General features: G+C 59.1%; 19 protein-coding genes and 1 pseudogene. 9 read left to right on the forward strand and 11 right to left on the reverse strand.

All coding sequences use genetic code 11. The features are described 5' to 3' along the window. The 4 genes and pseudogenes from A7K61_RS01870 to A7K61_RS01890 form a co-directional block, all read left to right on the forward strand. Nucleotides 1-588, forward strand: a 588-nt coding sequence (locus A7K61_RS01870) for a pentapeptide repeat-containing protein (RefSeq protein ID WP_069556887.1), incomplete at its 5' end; no start/stop codon positions are given. Nucleotides 589-718: 130 nt separating this feature from the next. Beyond that, nucleotides 719-2,002 (forward strand): annotated as a pseudogene (locus tag A7K61_RS01880) (RHS repeat domain-containing protein); the annotation flags it as partial. Beyond that, entirely contained in the window at nt 2,002-2,661 is a 660-nt protein-coding gene (locus tag A7K61_RS01885; protein ID WP_069556847.1) for a hypothetical protein, read from the forward strand. The pseudogene A7K61_RS01880 and the gene A7K61_RS01885, both read left to right, overlap by 1 nt. 136 nt (nt 2,662-2,797) lie before the next feature. Then, nucleotides 2,798-3,460 carry a hypothetical protein gene (locus A7K61_RS01890; protein WP_069556848.1) on the forward strand — a complete coding sequence of 221 codons (663 nt, stop codon included), beginning with the start codon at nt 2,798-2,800 and terminating at the stop codon, nt 3,458-3,460. A 129-nt stretch (nt 3,461-3,589) separates the two neighbouring features. Here A7K61_RS01890 and A7K61_RS01895 read toward each other — a convergent pair whose 3' ends face one another. The 3 genes from A7K61_RS01895 to A7K61_RS01905 form a co-directional block, all read right to left on the reverse strand. Continuing rightward, nucleotides 3,590-3,865, reverse strand: a complete 276-nt coding sequence (locus A7K61_RS01895) for an HU family DNA-binding protein (protein ID WP_003213368.1) — start codon at nt 3,863-3,865, stop codon at nt 3,590-3,592. Nucleotides 3,866-4,055: 190 nt separating this feature from the next. Beyond that, on the reverse strand, nt 4,056-5,204 hold the full coding sequence (locus tag A7K61_RS01900) for an NAD(P)/FAD-dependent oxidoreductase (protein WP_003195591.1): 1,149 nt from the start codon (nt 5,202-5,204) through the stop codon (nt 4,056-4,058). Nucleotides 5,205-5,240: 36 nt separating this feature from the next. After that, complete coding sequence (locus A7K61_RS01905) at nt 5,241-5,408, reverse strand: rubredoxin (protein WP_002555879.1); 168 nt, start codon at nt 5,406-5,408, stop codon at nt 5,241-5,243. 195 nt (nt 5,409-5,603) lie between these two features. Between A7K61_RS01905 and A7K61_RS01910 the strand changes: the two genes are divergently transcribed. Both A7K61_RS01910 and ubiA read left to right on the forward strand, forming a co-directional pair. Next, nucleotides 5,604-6,167: a chorismate lyase gene (locus A7K61_RS01910; protein ID WP_069556849.1), complete on the forward strand. Its 564-nt coding sequence runs from the start codon at nt 5,604-5,606 to the stop codon at nt 6,165-6,167. Continuing rightward, nucleotides 6,167-7,057 carry a 4-hydroxybenzoate octaprenyltransferase gene (gene ubiA, locus A7K61_RS01915; protein WP_044269935.1) on the forward strand — a complete coding sequence of 297 codons (891 nt, stop codon included), beginning with the start codon at nt 6,167-6,169 and terminating at the stop codon, nt 7,055-7,057. The genes A7K61_RS01910 and ubiA overlap by 1 nt, the downstream gene beginning before the upstream one ends. 120 nt (nt 7,058-7,177) lie before the next feature. Here the strand turns inward: ubiA and A7K61_RS01920 are convergent, their stop codons facing one another. Beyond that, nucleotides 7,178-7,555, reverse strand: coding sequence for a hypothetical protein (locus tag A7K61_RS01920; RefSeq protein WP_003195615.1), 378 nt, complete (start codon nt 7,553-7,555; stop codon nt 7,178-7,180). Nucleotides 7,556-7,709: 154 nt separating this feature from the next. Here A7K61_RS01920 and phoB point away from each other — a divergent pair, with 154 nt between their 5' ends. From phoB to A7K61_RS01935, 3 genes are all read left to right on the forward strand, one after another. Further along, nucleotides 7,710-8,399, forward strand: a complete 690-nt coding sequence (phoB, locus tag A7K61_RS01925; RefSeq protein WP_003195617.1) for a phosphate regulon transcriptional regulator PhoB — start codon at nt 7,710-7,712, stop codon at nt 8,397-8,399. Between the two features lie 95 nt (nt 8,400-8,494). Then, on the forward strand, nt 8,495-9,781 hold the full coding sequence (gene phoR, locus A7K61_RS01930) for a phosphate regulon sensor histidine kinase PhoR (RefSeq protein WP_256557694.1): 1,287 nt from the start codon (nt 8,495-8,497) through the stop codon (nt 9,779-9,781). Nucleotides 9,782-10,038: 257 nt separating this feature from the next. Continuing rightward, complete coding sequence (locus tag A7K61_RS01935; protein ID WP_003195620.1) at nt 10,039-11,379, forward strand: hemolysin family protein; 1,341 nt, start codon at nt 10,039-10,041, stop codon at nt 11,377-11,379. Nucleotides 11,380-11,519: 140 nt separating this feature from the next. On the opposite strand, the gene A7K61_RS01940 is transcribed toward A7K61_RS01935, so the two are convergent. The 7 genes from A7K61_RS01940 to A7K61_RS01970 form a co-directional block, all read right to left on the reverse strand. After that, a complete protein-coding gene (locus A7K61_RS01940) occupies nt 11,520-12,419 on the reverse strand; it encodes a response regulator (RefSeq protein ID WP_014720514.1) in 900 nt (299 codons plus the stop codon). 164 nt (nt 12,420-12,583) lie between these two features. Next, complete coding sequence (phoU, locus tag A7K61_RS01945; protein WP_003195624.1) at nt 12,584-13,345, reverse strand: phosphate signaling complex protein PhoU; 762 nt, start codon at nt 13,343-13,345, stop codon at nt 12,584-12,586. A gap of 70 nt (nt 13,346-13,415) precedes the next feature. After that, nucleotides 13,416-14,249 (reverse strand): phosphate ABC transporter ATP-binding protein PstB, encoded by an 834-nt coding sequence (gene pstB, locus A7K61_RS01950; protein ID WP_003195626.1) that lies wholly within the window; start codon nt 14,247-14,249, stop codon nt 13,416-13,418. Between the two features lie 140 nt (nt 14,250-14,389). Continuing rightward, nucleotides 14,390-16,060 carry a phosphate ABC transporter permease PstA gene (gene pstA / locus A7K61_RS01955; RefSeq protein ID WP_003195629.1) on the reverse strand — a complete coding sequence of 557 codons (1,671 nt, stop codon included), beginning with the start codon at nt 16,058-16,060 and terminating at the stop codon, nt 14,390-14,392. A 15-nt stretch (nt 16,061-16,075) separates the two neighbouring features. Continuing rightward, nucleotides 16,076-18,109, reverse strand: coding sequence for an ABC transporter permease subunit (locus A7K61_RS01960; RefSeq protein WP_171905448.1), 2,034 nt, complete (start codon nt 18,107-18,109; stop codon nt 16,076-16,078). Nucleotides 18,110-18,595: 486 nt separating this feature from the next. After that, on the reverse strand, nt 18,596-19,582 hold the full coding sequence (locus A7K61_RS01965; protein ID WP_003195633.1) for a phosphate ABC transporter substrate-binding protein PstS: 987 nt from the start codon (nt 19,580-19,582) through the stop codon (nt 18,596-18,598). Nucleotides 19,583-19,701: 119 nt separating this feature from the next. Then, nucleotides 19,702-20,982, reverse strand: coding sequence for an MFS transporter (locus tag A7K61_RS01970; protein ID WP_171905449.1), 1,281 nt, complete (start codon nt 20,980-20,982; stop codon nt 19,702-19,704). Nucleotides 20,983-21,467: the final 485 nt, after the last annotated feature.

The raw sequence follows: 21,467 nt of genomic DNA on the forward strand, positions 1-21,467 counted from the left end.
AACAGCAACAGCAACAGCAACAGCAACAGCAACAGCAACAGCAACAGCAACAGCAACAGCAACAGCAACAGCAACAGCAACAGCAACAGCAACAGCAAATTCGAGAACTGCACTTTCATAAAGTGCAACTTTCGAGAAGCGTCTTTGAAAGATTGTGAATTCAGCAACTGCCTATTTACCCAGTGCAAGATCACTGACAACTCGTTCAATGCCAGCAAAATAAAAAACCTCAAGTTTTCGGGAAAATTACAAGAGGTAAGTTTCATATCCGAACCGCCCAACACCCCCCTTCTTGTTGATTTTGAATTGTGCAAATTGGATTGGGTAACATTTCAAAACTGTGATCTTACGCAGATTATCCCCCCCGCAGATATCCAGCACGTTTTTTTCAAAGACGTGTCAGATCGCGCCCGTAAAGCGCTTGCATCAATTACCTCTGAGCCAGACAACCAGATCAATAAGCTATTGAAACGCCGCCTCCAAAAACTCACAACGCAACGAGGCGCGCTCTTCAATATCAAGAATCTTGAAGAATACGAAGGGCCTAAGTTCACCAAACAGTTTATTGCGCTTCTTCAGGCAACTTAAGAAACGTTAGGGCAGCTCTGAATTAAAAATTCCTGATGATCGGGACCTCAGTTTATTAAAAACTGCAAAAGGTGGGCAGATTATTTAATTTAAATCGATCAAATAAATCCGTCCCCTTTAACCAAACGGCCAGCCCACGCAACTGCCGGCCGCCCAGCAAAAACACTTTGACTATGACCCGGCCGATAACCTGATCGGCCGCCTGGAGCGTGACCGCGATAACCGTCGGGATCAGCGCCAACTGCTCCACTACGACGCCACCGGGCGCATTATCGCCAGCCAGGACAACGCTCAGGGCCAGCGAGAAACGTTTGCCTACGATGCCGCAGCAAACCTGCTGGACGGACCATCAGCCAGTGCGGGGCTGGTGGTGCATAACAAGCTGTTGACCTATCAGGACAAACGCTATCGTTACGACGGCTTTGGCCGAATGATCGAAAAGCGCAGTGTCCTACGCGGCGTACAGCTCTTTGCCTACGACGCAGAGCATCGCCTGATCGAAGTCCGTAGCCAGAAGGATGGACGCGAAACGGTCGTAAAAATGACCTATGACCCCCTCGGCCGGCGCATCGCTAAAACCGAACATGACAGCAACGGTTATCCGTTGGGTGAAACCCGCTTTGATTGGGAGGGGTTGCGCCTGCTGCAGGAGCATCGGCATAGCCAGACCAGCCTCTATCTCTATGAAGAAGACGGCTATGTACCGCTGGCTCGAGTGGACGGCACGGGTGAGCATCAAAGCGTGCGCTACTACCACAACGACCTGAATGGATTGCCTGAGCAACTGACCGAAGCTGATGGGAAAACGGTGTGGCAGGCGCGCTATCAGGTGTGGGGGAATGCTGACGAAGAAGTGCGTGAAGCGTACTTTATCGAAGAGCAGAATTTGCGGTTCCAGGGGCAGTATCTGGATCGGGAGATTGGGCTGCACTACAACACGTTTCGGTTTTATGATCCGGATGTGGGGAGGTTTACGACGCCGGATCCGATTGGGTTGGCGGGAGGCGGCAATCTTTACCAATACGCTCCTAACCCGACGGGTTGGATAGACCCCTGGGGCTGGGCCTGTTCCTCAGCACAAAGGAGGCAGAATAAAGTCAACGGTAAAGCCGCTGAAAACCTGGTGCATCAGAAGCTATTAAATAATCCCAAAGTGACCGTGCTCGGTACACAGGTTTATGTCAAAACTCCAGGTGCAGGGAGAGGCCGCTACGTAGACATTTTGATAAAAAATAACAAAACCGGGAAAGTCGTCGCAATTGAGGTCAAGTCAGGTGGCGCTGTACGGTCTAAAGCCCAGCTTGCAAAAGACAAAATCATCGCCGATGGGAAAGGCATATTTGGTAATTCTGGAAAGAGCACAAAAGGCGTAACCGTTAGCGAAGCCAGGGTCCCACTATGGAGGTTGCCGTAATGACTGAAACTGTAAAAGATATATTGAAGTTACTGACCTCATTCTTAGCAGAACCCTTTGCGAAACATGGGTACGCGCTAAAAAAAGGCAGACATTTTGAAACGAATGGCGCGCGTGGTCGAGTTCGTCGCTACACGATAAATCTATCCAAGAGTAAGGGATGGTTTTCTCTCCACTTGACGCTTCAGATAGTGGAACCAGCGCTGATGACGTGCGTGAACAACGTCCTTAATAAAGCACTCCGAGACGAACGGTTTGAATATCCGGAAAACTGGTCCCAGTCTATTATCGAGAAGACTATTAAAACCCGGACTTCCAACCATGTTGTCGCCGAGCTGACGGACTGGCGGCCACTAAAAAATCCCGGCGAAACGCTTGAGAACTTCAATGAGCGTTTTTCAATATGGTTGTATTCATTTGACAGCCTGGATGAAAAACCTGACTGGAAAGAGCAGTTGCTGACCAGTATTGGATTAGCCCAATGTTGGTTTGACGAAGCAGATTCGGAAGACTGGATTCGCACCAACACTGATTATCCTGCTCTTTATTTGCTATATAACGAAGGTCTAAATCAGAAACTTGAAGACAAATACAAAGCTGTGCTGAGGTCCTCTGAAGACCCAAATGAAGTGGAACTGTTTTACCTGCATCTGTCTTGATAGCCAGAACAACACCCAAGGTCAACGGGAACCTTCATCTACGATGCCGAGCATCGCTTGATCGAAATCCATAGCGAGAGGCGCTCTGCCACGTCATTCGCCAAACGAAAAGGTTGTTTCTAAAGGATCACCGGCTATGGGTATCAATCAAATTATCCTCTCAGAGCAAGACCATAACCTTGGACAAATAGGCGGAGGTGCGTGGCTTACAGACCTTGCACTGTGGCCTAAAGACCCGCAAACCAATCAGCTTATGCTGCCGGTGATTACGATGACCTCAACGTTCTTGGACGTCCCATTCATACCCTCCGGGATGGCGCTTACGGTGTTCGTCTCCGTTGAGCGGACTGACGAAACGTACACACGATCGTCTGTACGAAAGTTGACTGTCCATCAACAAAGCGAGATGGAAAAACTTCAACTTGGCCATAGCCAGGTTCTGCTTCACGCGCTGGCGACTTCCGAACTCACACCCGCTGCGTTGGTTGATCCAATTCCGCGAACGTATATTGCCCAGCAACCGTTCACTCCCGAACAAATGGAGGAGGAATTGGAAGACGTGGACAGTGGCGCGGGTATCAGCAAGGCCCTTGGGCGCCCTGCTCGGTTGCAAGACCCTTTGTATGAAAGCCCTCGCTACTATTTCTTGGCTCAACTCAGCGACGCCGACATTGCAAAAATCAGCCCTAGTCACGAAGGAATATTCGGTGGCGGTATCGGCTATGTGTTCGCCGATAATCGAGCGAAAAAGCTGAAGGAAGGGGATGTGGGCGGCTATTTCCTAGTTCAATTCACCTGAAAATGCGACTAGGCGAGCTGGCTTAATCTGGCATACGCATCAGCACCCAACAAAAAATGGGCACCCGACCCAGTCGGCGTGCCCATCTTTTTTACCGCCCCGCCTCCCTTCGAGACGGTACCGCTTAACTTACGGGTTGACGCTGTCTTTGAGCGACTTGCCCGGCTTGAACGCTACGGTGTTGCTCGCCTTGATTTTCACTGGCTCACCGGTTTGCGGGTTTTTGCCGGTGCGGGCGCCACGGTGGCGTTGCAGGAAAGTGCCGAAGCCGACCAGGGTGACGCTGTCTTTGCGGTGCAGGGCGCCGGTGATTTCTTCGAGGACGGCGTTGAGGACGCGGTTGGCCTGTTCTTTGGTGAGATCGGCTTTTTCAGCGATGGCGGCTGCGAGTTCTGGTTTACGCATATGTGAAGCCTCTTTGACGGTTTTTTGTTGTTATGTCCGTGCTGCTCTCTGGTGGAGCAGCGCCAAGGCGCCGCAGGCTCTACTCTGCGGCAGACGGGAGTGAGGATGGCATGCCCTCGGGCGCCGCGCCAGTCTCGCGGCGGCCTTTCTCCGGGTAAGAACGTGATGTTTGCGACAGAACGGGTGGTATTTACGCCAGCAGCGGCGGAAGTTCTTTGTTCAGCGCCAGTTTTTCCATGACGGCGCTGCCGGTCAACGCATAACCCAGCAGGCGGCCGCTGGCATCGCGGCACAGGGCCTTGATGTCGGCACCCTGCCCTTCGACGCTCCACACGCCTTCCGTGCCCCGTGGCGCAGGTGATACCACGAGCGGGCACACCGGGGTTTTCACGGTGATGGGCATCGGCCCGTAGCTCACCGCCGTGGCATTGCCGGCCAGGGTTTGCGCCAGGGCGCGGGCGCAGCTCATCAGCGGCATCACGTACAACAGGTTCAGGCCATCGACCTCGGCGCAGTCGCCCAGGGCATAGATATTGGCGTGGGAGGTCTTGAGGTGGCGGTCCACCATGATCCCGCGGTTGATTTGCAGGCCGGCCGCTGCGGCCAGGTCTACGCGAGGGCGCAGGCCAATGGCCGACACCACCAGGTCACAGTGGATCACTTCGCCGTCCGACAGGTGCGCTTCAAGGCCATCAGCCGTGCGTTGCAGGCGATTGAGCACCGGGCCCAGGTGGAAGCGCGCGCCGATGCCTTCCAGCCCGGCTTGCACCGCTGCGGCTGCCGCCGGGTGCAGAAGGGTCGGCATGACTTGCTCACAGGGCGCGACCAGGTCGATTTCATAGCCGCCCAGGATCAGATCATTGGCAAACTCACAGCCGATCAGGCCGGCGCCGAGCAGCAGCACGCGCCGTTTGCCGGCAGCGGCAGCGCGAAAGCGCGCGTAGTCTTCCAGGTCGTTGATCGGGAAAATCAGCTCAGCCGCATCGCCTTCGACCGGTACGCGCACGGTTTCTGCACCCCAGGCCAGGACCAGGTCGCGGTAGGTCACTGCTTCCTCGCCGATCCACAGACGCTTGTGGCCTGGGTCGATGCCGCTGATGCGCGTATGGGTGCGCACTTGGGCCTTGAGTTGCTCGGCCATCGCGCCAGGCTCGGCCATGCTCAGGCCATCGGCTTCCTTGTTCTTGCCAAAGCCGGTGGAGAGCATGGGCTTGGAGTAGGAGCGTCCGTCATCGGCAGTGATCAGCAGCAACGGGGTCTCGCTGTCGAGCTTGCGAAACTCCCGGGCGACGTTGTAACCGGCCAATCCTGTGCCGATGATCACGACAGGTGCGTTCATTCCCTTCTCCTTGTAGTACGTTTCTTAATTCGTTGATTAGCCGATTTCGATCATTTCGAAATCCATTTTGCCCACACCGCAGTCCGGGCACAGCCAGTCTTCCGGGACGTCCTGCCACAGAGTGCCTGGTGCAATACCGTCATCCGGCCAGCCGTCCGCTTCGTTGTAAATAAGGCCACAGACGATACATTGCCACTTCTTCATTACGTGCTTCCTCAGGTTCAGGCGTGTTGGCCGGCGGTCGATGGATCCAGCGTTGCCGCACGGCTCAGGGCGTTTTGTACTGATCGGGGCCTGCAGATGCAAGCATGTTCGACGCAAACGACGGGTTTGGCACGGCAAAAGCCCAGGGTGCCATGGTAAGCTCGCCGCCTCCTTTGCTGCCAATACTGACTCACCGTGCCGCACTCAATCGCCCTTCCCGACGCTTGCCAATGGCTGACCCAGAGCCTTCTGAGCCCCTTGCCCACGCCCTTGACCCTCAATTGGCTGTTTGACGAAGGCTCGCTGACGCGACGACTGACGTGGCTGTCCAACGAGGGTTTCAGCGTGACGCCGCTGTTCGAAGGCTGGCAACCGTTGCGCGACGACGAATGTGCCGCGCTGGACCTGCCGCCGGCCAGTATCGGTTGGGTACGCGAGGTGTATTTGCGCGGGCACGGCCAGCCTTGGGTGTTCGCCCGCAGCGTGGCGGCCCGCAGTGCCTTGCAGGGCGATGGGCTGCACATGGACGAGCTGGGCAGCCGCTCGCTGGGCGAGTTGCTGTTCTGCGACCGCGCCTTTACCCGCCAGGCCATTGAAGTGTGTCACTACCCTCGTGCCTGGCTGCCGACAGCGGACCAGGCCGATAATCTGTGGGCGCGCCGCTCGCGCTTCGACCGCGGGACGCTGAGCGTGCTGGTGGCGGAAGTCTTCCTGCCGAGTTTCTGGCACGCGTTGCACGATCATCCGGAGAACTGCTGATGTACCAACGTCTGCTCAAGTCCCTGAACCGCCTGAACCCCAGGGCCTGGGATTTCATTCAGTTGACGCGCATGGACAAGCCCATCGGCATCTACCTGCTGCTGTGGCCGACACTGTGGGCCCTGTGGATTGCCGGCAAGGGTTCGCCGTCGCTGATCAATATCGTGATTTTCGTGCTGGGCGTGATACTCACCCGGGCCGGCGGCTGCGTGATCAATGACTGGGCCGACCGCAAGGTCGATGGCCATGTGAAACGCACCGAGCAACGCCCGCTGGTGAGCGGCAAGATCAGCTCGAAAGAAGCGCTGGTGTTTTTTGCCGTGCTGATGGGCATCAGTTTCCTGCTGGTGCTGCTGACCAACGCCAGCACCATCCTGCTGTCCCTGGGCGGCCTGGCACTGGCGGCGAGCTACCCGTTCATGAAGCGCTACACCTATTACCCCCAAGTGGTGCTGGGCGCGGCGTTTTCCTGGGGCATGCCGATGGCGTTTACCGCCGAGACCGGCCATTTGCCTGCCACGGCGTGGCTGCTGTACATCGCCAACCTGTTGTGGACGGTGGGCTACGACACCTATTACGCCATGACCGACCGCGATGACGACTTGAAGATCGGGGTGAAATCCACCGCGATTCTATTTGGCGATGCCGACCGCGTGATCATCCTCACCCTGCAAGGCCTGGCGCTGGCGTGCCTGTTGCTGGCCGGCGCACGGTTCGAGCTGGGCGGGTGGTTCCACCTGGGGTTGCTGGCGGCAGCGGGCTGTTTTGTCTGGGAGTTCTGGTACACGCGGGACAGGGACCGCATGAAGTGCTTCAAGGCGTTCTTGCATAACCACTGGGCGGGGTTGGCGATTTTTGTCGGGATTGTGGTGGATTACGCGGTTCGCTGAGGATTCTGTGGTGATTTTTGGGGCGCCATCGCAGGCAAGCCAGCTCCCACATTTTGATTGTATTCGCACATCAAAAGTGGGAGCGGGCTTGCTCGCGAAGGCCTCAAAGCCGCCGCTTAGTCAGGGTTTGATGATGTGCCAAACGCTACCCTTGCCATCACCGGTCTTGTCACCGGCTTTCTTGTCGTCCTTGTAGGTATAGACAGGCTTGCCTTTGTACGCCCACTGGCTGGTCTGGTCGTCGCGGGTGATCACCGTCCAATCGCCGGTCTTGGTGTCGGTGGACTCTGCCTTCAGCGGTGGCCAGTTGGTCGCGCACTGGTCCTTGCACACTGATTTGCCATCAGCGTCCTTGTCGAAGGTGTAGAGCGTCATCCCTTTGTGATCCACCAACATCCCGTCTTTAGTCATCGCCGGCTCTGCCGCAAACGCCAGGCCTGGCAGCGTCAACACCGCAGATACCAGCAGGGCTTTCCAGGAAACAGTGCTGTAAGTCATCGGAACCTTCCTTTTGTGGTTGTCAGGATTCGGACCCAAAGGGTAGTCCAGAGTGCCGTTAATTGCCCAAGCGACTAAATTACTGTCACACGACTGCAATAATTCCGTTATCTAATGCGGCGCAAGACAGTTAAATGACAAGAGGATTTTGAGCATGGTTGGCAGGAGCATTCTGATTGTTGACGACGAAGCGCCCATTCGCGAGATGATCGCCGTTGCGTTGGAAATGGCCGGCTATGACTGCCTGGAGGCGGAAAACTCCCAACAGGCCCACGCCATTATCGTCGACCGCAAGCCGGACCTGATCCTGCTCGACTGGATGCTTCCCGGCACCTCAGGCATCGAGTTGGCCCGCCGTCTCAAGCGTGACGAGCTGACCGGGGATATTCCGATCATCATGCTCACCGCCAAGGGCGAAGAGGACAACAAGATCCAGGGCCTGGAAGTCGGCGCCGATGACTACATCACCAAGCCGTTTTCCCCCAGGGAGCTGGTGGCGCGCCTCAAAGCCGTGCTGCGCCGCGCCGGCCCGACCGATGGCGAAGCGCCTATTGAAGTCGACGGCCTGATTCTGGACCCGATCAGCCACCGCGTGACCATCGACGGCAAGCCTGCGGAGATGGGACCGACCGAATATCGCCTGCTGCAATTCTTCATGACCCACCAGGAGCGCGCCTACACCCGTGGCCAACTGCTCGACCAGGTGTGGGGCGGCAACGTCTATGTGGAAGAGCGCACGGTGGATGTGCATATCCGCCGCCTGCGCAAAGCCTTGGGCGATGCGTACGAGAATCTGGTACAAACCGTGCGCGGCACCGGCTATCGGTTTTCTACCAAAGGCTGAGCCAGCTGCTTCGTGACTTAATCGCCTGACTTAAACAGCTGACAAGGACGCATGTTCAAGTGAACCAAAACTGGCATGGCACCCTGATCCGCCACATGCTCTTGCTGGTCACCGGCTGCCTGTTGGTGGGGCTAATCAGCGGCTACTACGGCTGGAGCCTGGCTGCGGGCATTGCCTTGTACCTGGGCTGGACCCTCAAGCAGTTGCTGCGCTTGCATGAATGGCTGCGCCAGCATAAACCCGATGAAGCACCGCCCGATGGCTACGGCCTGTGGGGCGAGGTGTTCGACAGCATCTACCACCTGCAACGCCGCGACCAACGGGTACGCGGGCGCCTGCAAGCGGTGATCGACCGGGTGCAGGAGTCCACCGCCGCGCTCAAGGACGCGGTGATCATGCTCGACAGCGACGGCAACCTGGAATGGTGGAACCGTGCCGCCGAGACCCTGCTGGGCCTCAAGACGCCCCAGGACAGCGGCCAGCCGGTGACCAACCTGGTGCGTCACCCGCGCTTCAAAGAGTACTTCGAGCAGGACAACTACGAAGAAGCCCTGGAAATCCCCTCCCCCACCAACGACCGCGTGCGCATCCAGCTGTACCTGACCCGCTACGGCAACAACGAGCACTTGATGCTGGTGCGTGACGTGACCCGTATCCACCAGCTGGAACAGATGCGCAAAGACTTCGTCGCCAACGTTTCCCATGAGCTGCGCACGCCGTTGACGGTGATCTGCGGCTACCTGGAGACGTTGCTCGACAACGTCGAGGAGATCAACCCGCGCTGGAGCCGCGCCCTGCAACAGATGCAGCAGCAAGGCTCACGCATGCAGACCCTGCTCAACGACCTGCTGTTGCTGGCCAAGCTTGAGGCCACGGACTACCCCTCGGACAACCACCCCGTGGCCGTGCACAGCCTGTTGCAGACGATCAAGAACGATGCCCAGGCCCTCTCGGGCGAACGCGGGCAGCAGATCACGCTGGAGGCCGACCCAACCGTATTGCTCAAGGGCAGCGAGGGCGAACTGCGCAGCGCATTCTCCAACCTGGTGTTCAACGCGGTGAAGTACACCCAGGACAAGGGCAATATCCGCATTCGCTGGTGGGCCGACGAGCACGGTGCGCACCTGAGTGTGCAGGACTCGGGTATCGGTATCGACGCCAAGCACCTGCCGCGCCTGACCGAACGCTTCTACCGGGTCGACTCCAGCCGCAACTCCAACACCGGCGGCACCGGGCTGGGCCTGGCCATCGTCAAGCATGTACTGCTGCGCCATCGGGCCCGCCTGGAAATCAGCAGCGTGCTGGGGCATGGCAGTACCTTTACCTGCCATTTTCCGCCGGCGCAGGTAAGCCGTTCGCGGGCACTCGAGACCGATGATTAGGTTGAAGTGAGCACGGCCCAATGTGGGAGCTGGCTTGCCTGCGATGGCGGCGGGTCAGCCAAATCATCGGTAGCAGGCAGACCGCCATCGCAGGCAAGCCAGCTCCCACACGGGTTCTGCGACACGACTTTGCAGCCCCGCCCGGCAGCGGGCACTAGGCAAGCGCCCCGTCAGCCGCTACATTGGCCGACTTGTGCCTGCCTTTCAGGCCCACCTGTCACCCCTTATTGAACACACGGAACCTGCAAAACCCCATCATGGACCCTTCCCCTGGCATTACCCTCGCTACACTCTTCGCCGATTTCGGCATGATTCTTTTTGCACTGATCCTGGTACTGCTCAACGGTTTCTTCGTTGCGGCGGAATTTGCCATGGTCAAATTGCGCGCTACCCGCGTCGAGGCCATTGCCCATAAGAACGGCTGGCGCGGGCAGATCCTGCGTACCGTGCACAGCCAGCTCGACGCCTACCTGTCGGCTTGCCAGTTGGGTATCACCCTGGCGTCCCTGGGCTTGGGCTGGGTCGGTGAACCGGCCTTTGCGCACATCCTCGAGCCGATGCTGGGCGCGGTCGGCGTGCAGTCGCCGGAAGTGATCAAGGGCGTGTCGTTCTTTGCCGCCTTCTTCGTGATTTCCTACCTGCACATCGTGGTCGGTGAGTTGGCCCCCAAATCCTGGGCGATCCGCAAACCCGAACTGCTGTCGCTGTGGACGGCCGTGCCGCTGTACCTGTTCTACTGGGCGATGTACCCGGCCATCTACCTGCTCAACGCCAGTGCCAACGCCATTCTGCGCATCGCTGGCCAAGGCGAGCCTGGCCCGCACCATGAGCACCATTACAGCCGCGAAGAACTCAAGCTGATCCTGCACTCCAGCCGTGGCCAGGACCCCAGCGACCAAGGCATGCGCGTACTGGCCTCCGCTGTGGAAATGGGCGAGCTGGAAGTGGTGGACTGGGCCAACTCCCGGGAAGACCTGGTGACCCTGGACTTCAACGCGCCGCTCAAGGAAATCCTCGCGCTGTTCCGTCGTCACAAATTCAGCCGTTACCCGGTGTATGACGCGGTGCGCAACGAGTTTGTCGGCTTGCTGCACATCAAGGATTTGCTGCTGGAGCTGGCGGCCCTGGACCATATCCCCGAATCGTTCAACCTGGCCGAATTGACCCGCCCGCTGGAACGCGTATCGCGGCATATGCCGTTGTCGCAACTGCTGGAGCAGTTCCGCAAAGGCGGCGCGCACTTCGCCCTGGTGGAAGAGGCCGATGGCAAGATCATCGGCTACCTGACCATGGAAGACGTGCTGGAAGTACTGGTGGGCGATATCCAGGACGAACACCGCAAGGCCGAGCGCGGCATCCTCGCCTACCAGCCCGGCAAACTGCTGGTACGTGGCGACACGCCGTTGTTCAAGGTGGAACGCCTGTTGGGCGTCGACCTGGACCACATCGAAGCCGAAACCCTGGCCGGCCTGATCTACGACACGCTCAAGCGCGTGCCGGAAGAGGAAGAAGTGCTGGAAGTTGAAGGCTTGCGGATCATCATCAAGAAGATGAAAGGGCCGAAGATCGTATTGGCCAAGGTGCTGCTGCTGGACTGACTGTAGACCAGTCGCCCTCTGTAGGAGCGAGCTTGCTCGCGAAAAACTCACAGGCGCCGCGTTTATTCAGGAAGCACGCGTTATCGTTGGCGTTTTTCGCGAGCAAGCTCGCTCCTACAGGGGATAGGCGTCGCGGTGCTTCATGCACCCGGCACGAAATGCTTCTGCGCCGTGCCACGGGCGATCAGGCGGGAAATGTAGTCCAGCTTCTGCGCATCCTGGTCGATAAAGCGGAAGGTCAGTTGCAACCAGTCGCTGTCGGGCTTGGGCTCGTAGGCGACGATGGCGTGCAGGTAGCCGTTGAGCCGCGCGACTTCGGCGTTGTCGCCCTGCTCAAGGTCGAGCACGGCGCTTTCCAGCACCTGAGGCAGGACCTCGCCACGCTTCACCACCAGCAACGCTTCCTTGATGCTCAGGGCCTTGATCACGCATTGCTGGGTGCCGCTTGCGAGGCGCAACTGGCCCTGACCGCGACTGCCAGCCGGGGCCGCTGCTGCGGGGGCCTTCACGGGTGGGGTGTTGAGCAGGCCTTTGCTGGGCGCCGCCACCGGGGCCGGCTTGACCGCTTCGGGCTTGCCGCCGGTCAGGGCGCTCAGGGAGTCGTTGCCGAAGGCTGAGTTCATCTTGGTCGGCGCGCTGGCAATCAGCGCATCGAGGCGACCGATCTTGTGCAGGGCCTGCTTGACCTTGTTCAGCAACTGTTCGTTGGTGAACGGCTTGCTCACATAGCCGGAAACGCCGGCCTGAATCGCCTGCACCACGTTTTCCTTGTCGCCACGGCTGGTCACCATCACGAACGGCATGGCCTTCAGGTGCGCTTGCTCGCGGCACCAGGTCAACAGCTCAATACCGGACATTTCCGGCATTTCCCAGTCACACAGCACCAGGTCGAAGGTTTCGCGCATCAGGATGGATTGCGCCTTTTTGCCGTTCACCGCATCTTCGATCTTGATTCCGGGGAAGTAATTGCGCAGGCACTTCTTCACCAGGTCGCGAATAAACGAGGCGTCATCCACCACCAACACACTGACTTTACTCATCGACCCTTCATCCTATAAAAACGTCTGCAAAACGCCTGACTGATGGCATTTTGCCAAAACTCGCGGGTCACAGAAGGACTTTATGGCGCCTGCTGTGCAAAAAATTCAGATGCCACAAACGAAAACGCCCGGCCAGAGGCCGGGCGTTAATTTCTCGGGCAACCTTACTTATCGTCAGATTCGCCCGAAACATTAGGGATTAGATCAGCAGTGCCTTCAACTTCGGCCTTCATGCGCTTGAGGCCCATGTGCCGCACGTCGGTGCCGCGCACCAGATAAATCACCAATTCCGAGATATTGCGCGCGTGGTCGCCGATACGCTCCAGGGAACGCAGCACCCAGATAATGTTCAAGACCCGCGAGATCGAGCGCGGGTCTTCCATCATGTAAGTGGCCAGCTCGCGCAGCGCGGTCTTGTATTCGCGGTCGATGATCTTGTCGTACTGGGCCACCGACAACGCCAGTTCGGCGTCAAAGCGGGCGAAGGCGTCGAGGGCATCACGCACCATGTTGCGCACCTGATCACCGATATGGCGCACTTCCACGTAGCCACGGGGCGCCTCACCCTCTTCGCACAGCTGGATGGCGCGGCGGGCAATCTTGGTGGCCTCGTCACCGATGCGCTCCAGGTCGATCACCGACTTGGAAATACTGATGATCAAACGCAGGTCCGAGGCCGCCGGCTGGCGGCGGGCAAGAATGCGTAGGCACTCTTCGTCGATATTGCGTTCCATCTGGTTGATCTGCTCGTCAATCTCACGCACCTGCTGGGCCAGGCCCGAGTCGGCCTCGATCAGCGCGGTGACCGCATCGTTGACTTGCTTCTCCACCAGCCCGCCCATCGCCAGGAGGTGGCTGCGCACTTCCTCAAGCTCGGCATTGAACTGCGCGGAGATGTGGTGGGTAAGGCCTTCTTTGCTAATCATGTTGGCGTCCTTGGAGCGTCCGGTAAGGTGCGGAGAACCGCAGCGTCAGTACAATCAGAACCACAGCTTCCTAGCCGTAGCGACCGGTGATGTAGTCTTCGGTCTGCTTCTTCGCCGGATTGGTGAACAGGGTGTCGGTATCGCCGAACTCCACCAGCTTGCCCATGTACATGAACGCGGTGTAGTCGGAAACCCGCGCCGCCTGTTGCATGTTGTGGGTCACGATGACGATGGTGAATTTGGACTTGAGCTCGTAGATCAGCTCTTCGACTTTCAACGTGGAGATCGGGTCGAGGGCCGAGCACGGTTCGTCGAGCAGCAACACTTCCGGCTCTACGGCGATGGTACGGGCGATCACCAGACGCTGCTGCTGGCCGCCGGACAAGCCGAGTGCCGATTCGTGCAGGCGGTCCTTGACCTCGTCCCACAATGCCGCACCCTTGAGCGCCCACTCAACCGCTTCGTCGAGGATGCGTTTCTTGTTGATGCCCTGGATACGCAGGCCGTAGACCACGTTTTCGTAGATGGTCTTGGGGAACGGGTTTGGCTTTTGGAACACCATGCCCACGCGGCGACGCAGCTCGGCCACGTCTTCGCCCTTGCGGTAGATATTGGTGCCGTAGAGGTTGATCGCACCTTCCACGCGGCAACCATCCACCAGGTCATTCATGCGGTTGAAGGTACGCAGCAACGTGGACTTACCGCAGCCCGACGGGCCGATGAAGGCGGTCACGCGTTGCTTGGGGATGTTCATGCTGACGTCGAACAGCGCTTGTTTATCGCCGTAGTAGAGGCTCAGGCCAGGGACTTCGATGGCCACGGTTTCCTGGGCCAGGCTCAGGCTCTGCTTGTCGCGACCCAGGGCAGACATGTTGATGCCGTGGGATTGGGTTTCGTGTTGCATGGGATGCTCCCTGTGCTACCAATTCATTGTGTGGGAGCGGGCTTGCTCGCGAAGGCGTCGTATCAGTCGCCAGGTGTGCTGAATGACACACCGCTTTCGCGAGCAAGCCCGCTCCCACATTTAATTCGCGTTCACTTCAATTAACTGTCCAACGCCTTGTACTTCTCGCGCAGGTGGTTACGAATCCACACCGCCGACAGGTTGAGCGTGGCGATCACCAGTACCAGCAGCAAGGCAGTGGCGTACACCAACGGCCGTGCGGCTTCGACGTTGGGGCTCTGGAAGCCGACGTCATAAATATGGAAACCCAGGTGCATAATCTTCTGGTCCAGGTGCAGGTACGGATAGTTACCGTCCAGCGGCAGCGACGGCGCCAGCTTCACTACACCCACCAACATCAGTGGTGCCACCTCACCGGCGGCACGCGCCACGGCGAGGATCATGCCGGTCATCATTGCCGGGCTGGCCATCGGCAGCACGATCTTCCACAGCGTTTCCGCCTTGGTCGCGCCGAGTGCCAGAGAGCCTTCACGCACGGTGCGGGGAATGCGCGCCAAGCCTTCTTCGGTGGCCACGATCACCACCGGCACCGCCAGCAGGGCCAGGGTCAGCGAGGCCCAGAGCAGCCCCGGCGTACCGAACGTCGGCGCCGGCAGGGCTTCAGCGAAGAACAGACGGTCGACCGAGCCCCCCAATACATACACGAAGAAGCCCAGGCCGAAAACGCCGTAGACGATGGCCGGTACGCCGGCCAGGTTGTTCACGGCGATGCGGATGATGCGGGTCAAGGTGTTCTGCTTGGCGTACTCACGCAGGTACACCGCGGCCAGTACGCCAAACGGGGTCACGATCATTGCCATGATCAGGGTCATCATCACGGTGCCGAAGATGGCCGGGAAGATCCCGCCTTCGGTGTTGGCTTCCCGTGGGTCATCGCTGAGGAATTCCCAGACCTTGCTGAAGTAGAAGCCGATTTTGGTCATGGTGCCCATGGCGTTCGGCTGGTAGGCGTGCACCACTTTGCCGATGCCGATTTCCACTTCCTTACCGTTGCCGTCACGTGCGGTGAGGGCGTCGCGGTTGAACTGTGCGTGCAGGTCGGCCAGGCGCGCTTCGATGTCCTGGTAGCGGGCGTTCAGCTCGGCGCGGTCGGCATCCATGTCGGCCTGGGCGGCTGCGTCGAGCTTGCCTTCCAGCTCCAGTTTGCGACCGTGCAAGCGGATGCGCTCCAGTCCTGCGTTGATCGCGCCGATATCGGATTTTTCCAAGGTCTTGAGCTGAGCGGCGAGCTTGTTCACACGCTCGACACGCGCCTGCAGTTCCGGCCACGCAGCTTCGCCTTCAGCGATAACCTTGCCATCCTGCTTGACGTTGACCAGGGTGCCGTAGAAGTTGCCCCACTCACGACGCTCGATGGCCATCAGGTTCGCAGGCTTGGTCTGGTCCTTCAGCCACTCGCCGACGATCCAGGTGAAGTCGTTTCCATTCAGGTCGCGGTTGCCGACCTTGATCAGCTCACGGGTCATGAATTCCGGGCCTTGGTCCGGCACCGGCAGGCCCGCGCTTTTCAGGCGTTCACGCGGCACTTCTTCTTTCTGCACCACTTCGCCGATCACGATGTGGTTGGCCTGGCCTGGCACGTTGTAGTTGGCCTGGATCAGGTCGGCCGGCCAGAAATGGCCCAGGCCCCGCACCGCAATCACAGCCAGCAAACCAATGGTCATGATGACCGCGATGGACACCGCGCCACCGCTGATCCAGACGCCGGGGGCGCCGCTCTTGAACCATCCATTCAGGGAGTTCTGTTTCACAGACTTCTACCTTTCTTAAAGCGACGAGTATTTCTTGCGCAGACGCTGACGAATCAGCTCGGCGAGGGTGTTCATGATGAAGGTGAACAACAGCAGCACCAGCGCCGAGAGGAACAGCACGCGGTAATGACTGCCGCCCACTTCCGACTCGGGCATCTCCACCGCAACGTTGGCCGCCAGGGTGCGCAGGCCCTCGAACAGGTTCATCTCCATCACCGGAGTGTTGCCGGTGGCCATCAGCACGATCATGGTCTCGCCCACGGCGCGGCCCATACCGATCATCAGCGCCGAGAAGATGCCCGGGCTGGCGGTGAGGATGACCACGCGGGTCATGGTCTGCCACGGCGTGGCGCCCAGGGCCAGAGAGCCCAGGGTCAGGCCGCGTGGCACGCTGAACACGGCGTCTTCGGCGATGGAGTAGATGTTCGGGATCACCGCAAAACCCATGGCCAGGCCGACCACCAACGCGTTGCGCTGGTCGTAGGTAATGCCCAGATCGTGGGAGATCCACATGCGCATGTCACCGCCGAAGAACCAGGTTTCCAGGTACGGGCTCATGTACAGCGAGAGCCAGCCCACGAACAGGATCACCGGGATCAGGATCGCGCTTTCCCAACCATCGGGAACGCGCAGGCGGATCGACTCAGGCAAGCGGCTGAAGACAAACCCTGCGACCAGAATGCCAATCGGCAACAGCATCAACAGGCTGAAAATGCCCGGCAGGTGCCCTTCCACATACGGCGCCAGGAACAGGCCGGCGAAGAAACCGAGGATCACCGTCGGCATGGCTTCCATCAGCTCGATCACCGGCTTGACCTTGCGGCGCAGGCTCGGTGCCATGAAGTAAGCGGTGTAGATCGCTGCGGCAACCGCCAGTGGCGCCGCCAGCAGCATGGCGTAGAACGCAGCCTTCAAGGTACCGAAGGTCAGCGGGGCCAGGCTCATCTTGGGTTCGAAGTCGGTGTTGGCAGCTGTGGATTGCCAGACGTATTTAGGTTCGTCGTAGTTTTCGTACCAGACCTTGCTCCACAACGCACTCCACGACACTTCCGGGTGCGGGTTATCGAGCAACAGCGGTTGCAGCTTGCCACCCGCCTCGACGATCACACGGTTGGCCCGTGGCGACATGCCGAACAAGCCCTGGCCGTCGACCACCGGGTCCACCAGCAAGGTGCGGTGGGCGGTGCTGTGGAACACGCCGAACTGGCCAGCAGCATCTAGGGCGGTGAAGCCTTTGCGGCGCTCTTCAGCGCTGATTTCGACGATGGGCGCGGTGCCCATCTGGAAGGTGCGGATCTGTTTCAGGCGCTGTTCGCCATCCGGGTCGCGGGCCATGAACCACTGGGCCAGGCCGCCTTTGGAGTTACCCAGGATCAGCGAGATGCCGCCAACCAACTGGGTGCTGGCGGTGATTTCGGTGTCGGCGTCTTCCAGCAGTTTGTAGCGACCGTTGAGGCTCTTGTCGCGCAGGCTGAACACATCGGCGAGGGCACGGCCGTTGATCACGTACAGCCACTGCTGGCGTGGGTCGATGAAGATCGCTTTCACCGGCTCGGTCATCTGCGGCAGCTCGACACGCTTCTGCTCGCTGGTGACTTCACCGGTCATCATGTTTTCTTCGCGGCTCAGGGTCAGCACGTTCAAGTGCGAACCAGCGGAACCTGCCACCACCAGGGAGGTGTCGGTGGCGTTGAGCGCAACGTGTTCCAGCGGGCGACCGGCGTCATCCAGCACGATCGGCGTTTCGCCGTAGGGGTATTCGATTGCCGGGGTGATGGTTTTCTTGCCGTCCGGGTACGACACCTTATAGGTGTGGCGGAACACCAAAGATTGGCCATTGGACAAGCCGAGGATCACCAGCGGGCTGCCCGGCTGGTCTTCACCAATGGAAGCAACGCTGGTACCGGCCGGAAGCGGCAGGTCGACACGCTTGAGCTCGGCACCGGTGTCCACGGCAAAGAACAACGCCTGGCCCGTGTCGGAGACCCGCATGGCGACTTGGTTCTGTTCTTCGAGGGAGATCATCAACGGCTTGCCGGCGTCCTGCATCCAGGCGGGCGTCAACGCGTCTTCCTTGGTCAACGAGGCGCCCTGGAACAGCGGCGCAACCACGTAGGCGAGGAAGAAGAAGATCAGGGTAATGGCCGCCAGCACGGCGAGGCCGCCGACCAGCACATACCAACGGGTGAAGCGATCCTTGAGCGCGCGGATGCGGCGCTTGCGTTGCAGCTCAGGCGTATTGAAATCAATGCGCTTGGGAGGGGAAGTCGTCGTCATGGTGGAATTGGCCAGATCATTCATGCGCACACCCTAGCGATCCTGTATGACAGAAAGATGACAGTGCAGTGACGCAACAAATCCGCCGCGAAGCAGGGCTGGCAGCGGATAAAAAATTCGGGATGTAACCGGGCTTGTGTGGGAGCGGGCTTGCTCGCGAAAGCGGTGTGTCATTCAACACATCGGGCGACTGACACGACGCCTTCGCGAGCAAGCCCGCTCCCACAGGGGCCCGGTATTACACCGGGTATCGCAGGCTTAGTTGCCTTCTTTCAAACCCAGGTCAGCCAGGGCCTTGGCGGCGACTTTGGCTGGCAGTGGGATGTAGCCGTCTTTGACCACGACTTCCTGGCCCTGCTTGGACAGCACCAGTTTCACGAACTCAGCTTCCAGCGGCGCCAGTGGCTTGTTCGGGGCTTTGTTGACGTACACGTAGAGGAAACGCGACAGCGGATACTTGCCGTTCAGGGCGTTTTCTTCGGAGTCTTCGATGTAGTCAGTGCTGCCTTTCTTGGCCAGTGGCACGGTCTTCACGCTGGCGGTCTTGTAGCCGATGCCCGAGTAACCGATGCCGTTCAGCGAGGAGCTGATCGACTGCACAACCGAAGCCGAGCCCGGTTGTTCGTTCACGTTTGGCTTGTAGTCGCCTTTGCACAGGGCTTCTTCCTTGAAGTAGCCGTAGGTGCCGGATACCGAGTTACGCCCGAACAGTTGCACTGGCTTGTTGGCCAGGTCGCCGGTCACGCCCAGGTCGCCCCAGGTTTTCACATCGGCCTTGGCGCCGCACAGACGCGTCGAGGAGAAGATCGCATCGACCTGTTCCATGGTCAGGTGCTGGATCGGGTTGTCCTTGTGCACAAATACCGCCAGGGCATCCACCGCAACCGGGATTGCCGTTGGCTTGTAGCCGTACTTCTGCTCGAAGGCCGCCAGTTCGGTGTCCTTCATCTTGCGGCTCATCGGGCCCAGGTTGGAGGTGCCTTCAGTCAACGCAGGTGGCGCAGTGGCAGAGCCGGCAGCTTGAATCTGGATGTTGACGTTCGGGTATTCCTTTTTGTAACCCTCGGCCCACAGGGTCATCAGGTTAGCCAGGGTATCGGAGCCGACGCTGGACAGGTTGCCCGACACACCAGTGGTCTTGACGTAAGCCGGGATTGCCGGATCAACACCAGCGGCCACCGCGTTGGCGGTCGCAACGCCAGCAGCGACAAAAGTCATTGCCGCCATCAAACGTTTCAGTTTCATGCCTTGCTCCTAGCAGATAGGGATAATTGGATCGGGGCCAAGTATCGGCAGGCCGTGTGAACACTCTATGTCTGAAATATGACAATTAGATGAAAGGCCACTATCTGAATGTGCAGGCTTCAGCGACCGCGTTTCCACAGATACCCGCCTACCAGCATCCCCATCACGCATAGCACGGCTACGTAATAAGCCGGGCCCATGGGGCTCTCCTTCATCAGCAGCGACACCACCAATGGCGTCAGCCCGCCGAACACGGCATAAGCAACGTTGTAGGAGAACGACAGGCCACTGAAACGCACCACCGGCGGGAAAGCTTTGACCATCACGTAGGGCACCACACCGATGGTGCCGACAAACAGGCCAGTCAAGGCATACAACGGGAACAGCCAGTCCGGGTGGGCCATCAGGCTGTGATACAGCGTCCAGGAAGTCGCCAGCAGCAGTGCGCAACCGGTTACCAGCACGCGGCCGGCGCCAAAACGGTCGGCCAGGGCACCCGAGGCGATGCAGCCCAGGCTCAGGGTCACGATGGCCAGGCTGTTGGCTTGCAGCGCAACCGTAGGGCTGAAGTGGTAGATGGTTTGCAGCACGGTCGGGGTCATCAGGATGACTACCACCACGCCGGCCGACAGCAGCCAGGTCAGCAGCATCGACAACACAATGGCGCCACGGTGATCGCGCAACACGGCGCGCAACGGCAGTTCAGCGGCCAGGCTTTTGCGTTGCTGCATCTCGGCGAAGATCGGGGTTTCATGCAGCCAGCGACGCAGGTACACCGACAGCAGGCCGAATACGCCGCCGAGCAGGAAAGGAATCCGCCAGGCGTAATCAGAGACCTGTTCCGGTGTATAGGCGCTATTGATGGCGGTAGCCACCAACGAGCCCAGCAGAATACCGGCGGTGAGGCCGCTGGTCAGGGTGCCGCAGGCGTAGCCGATGTGGCGCGGCGGCACGTGCTCGGAGACGAACACCCAGGCGCCCGGCACTTCGCCGCCAATCGCCGCGCCCTGGATGATGCGCATCAACAGCAGCAGCAGCGGCGCCCACAGGCCGATCTGTGCATAGGTCGGCAGCAGGCCCATGATCAGGGTCGGCACGGCCATCATGAAGATGCTCAGGGTGAACATCTTCTTGCGGCCCAGCAGGTCACCGAAGTGCGCCATGATGATGCCGCCCAGCGGGCGCGCCAGGTAGCCTGCGGCGAAGATGCCGAAGGTCTGCATCATGCGCAGCCATTCGGGCATGTCGACAGGGAAGAACAGCTTCCCAACCACGGTGGCGAAAAACACGAAGATGATGAAGTCGTAGAACTCCAGCGCCCCACCCAGGGCAGACAGCGACAGGGTTTTGTAGTCGTTGCGGTTAAGCGGTCGTGCGGGCGGCGCAATGCTTGAAGGCACTGTGGTCATGGCAAGGCTTCTCTTATTAGTCAGATCAGGAATCCGCAACAGCGTGGGTTTGCGCCTGGCAGGTCCGGCACGATAGCAAATTGCCCGGAAAAGCACAGTCCAAACCCTTGCGCCGCATCAGCGCCACCTCGCAAGCATCCCCACTTGCGAAGCACCTTATTCCCTTTCCGAATTGTTATGGGGGGCCGAAAACGCCATCAGATACTGACGGCCAGCGCTAAAAAGAAACAATGGTCAAACCCCTCAAGTTGAATGACCGTTTTGGCCAATTTTTTGACGCATGGAAACTCTTCTATATAGATGCACAAAATCAGGAGCAGATGGTCGTCGCGCAGGCTATCGACCGATATACTCCCAGCCCTGCACCGGTCTATTGCGTGGAAGTTGCGCGAAACCGTCGTTGGCACCGGCCAGCCGATTTCGCAGAGTTTCCCTCAAGGCGCCTTTCGAAAAACGTGACGAACGTAGTATGTTCG

Origin of the sequence: Pseudomonas sp. AP42 (assembly GCF_001728935.1) — a bacterium.
GTDB lineage: Bacteria > Pseudomonadota > Gammaproteobacteria > Pseudomonadales > Pseudomonadaceae > Aquipseudomonas > Aquipseudomonas lactis.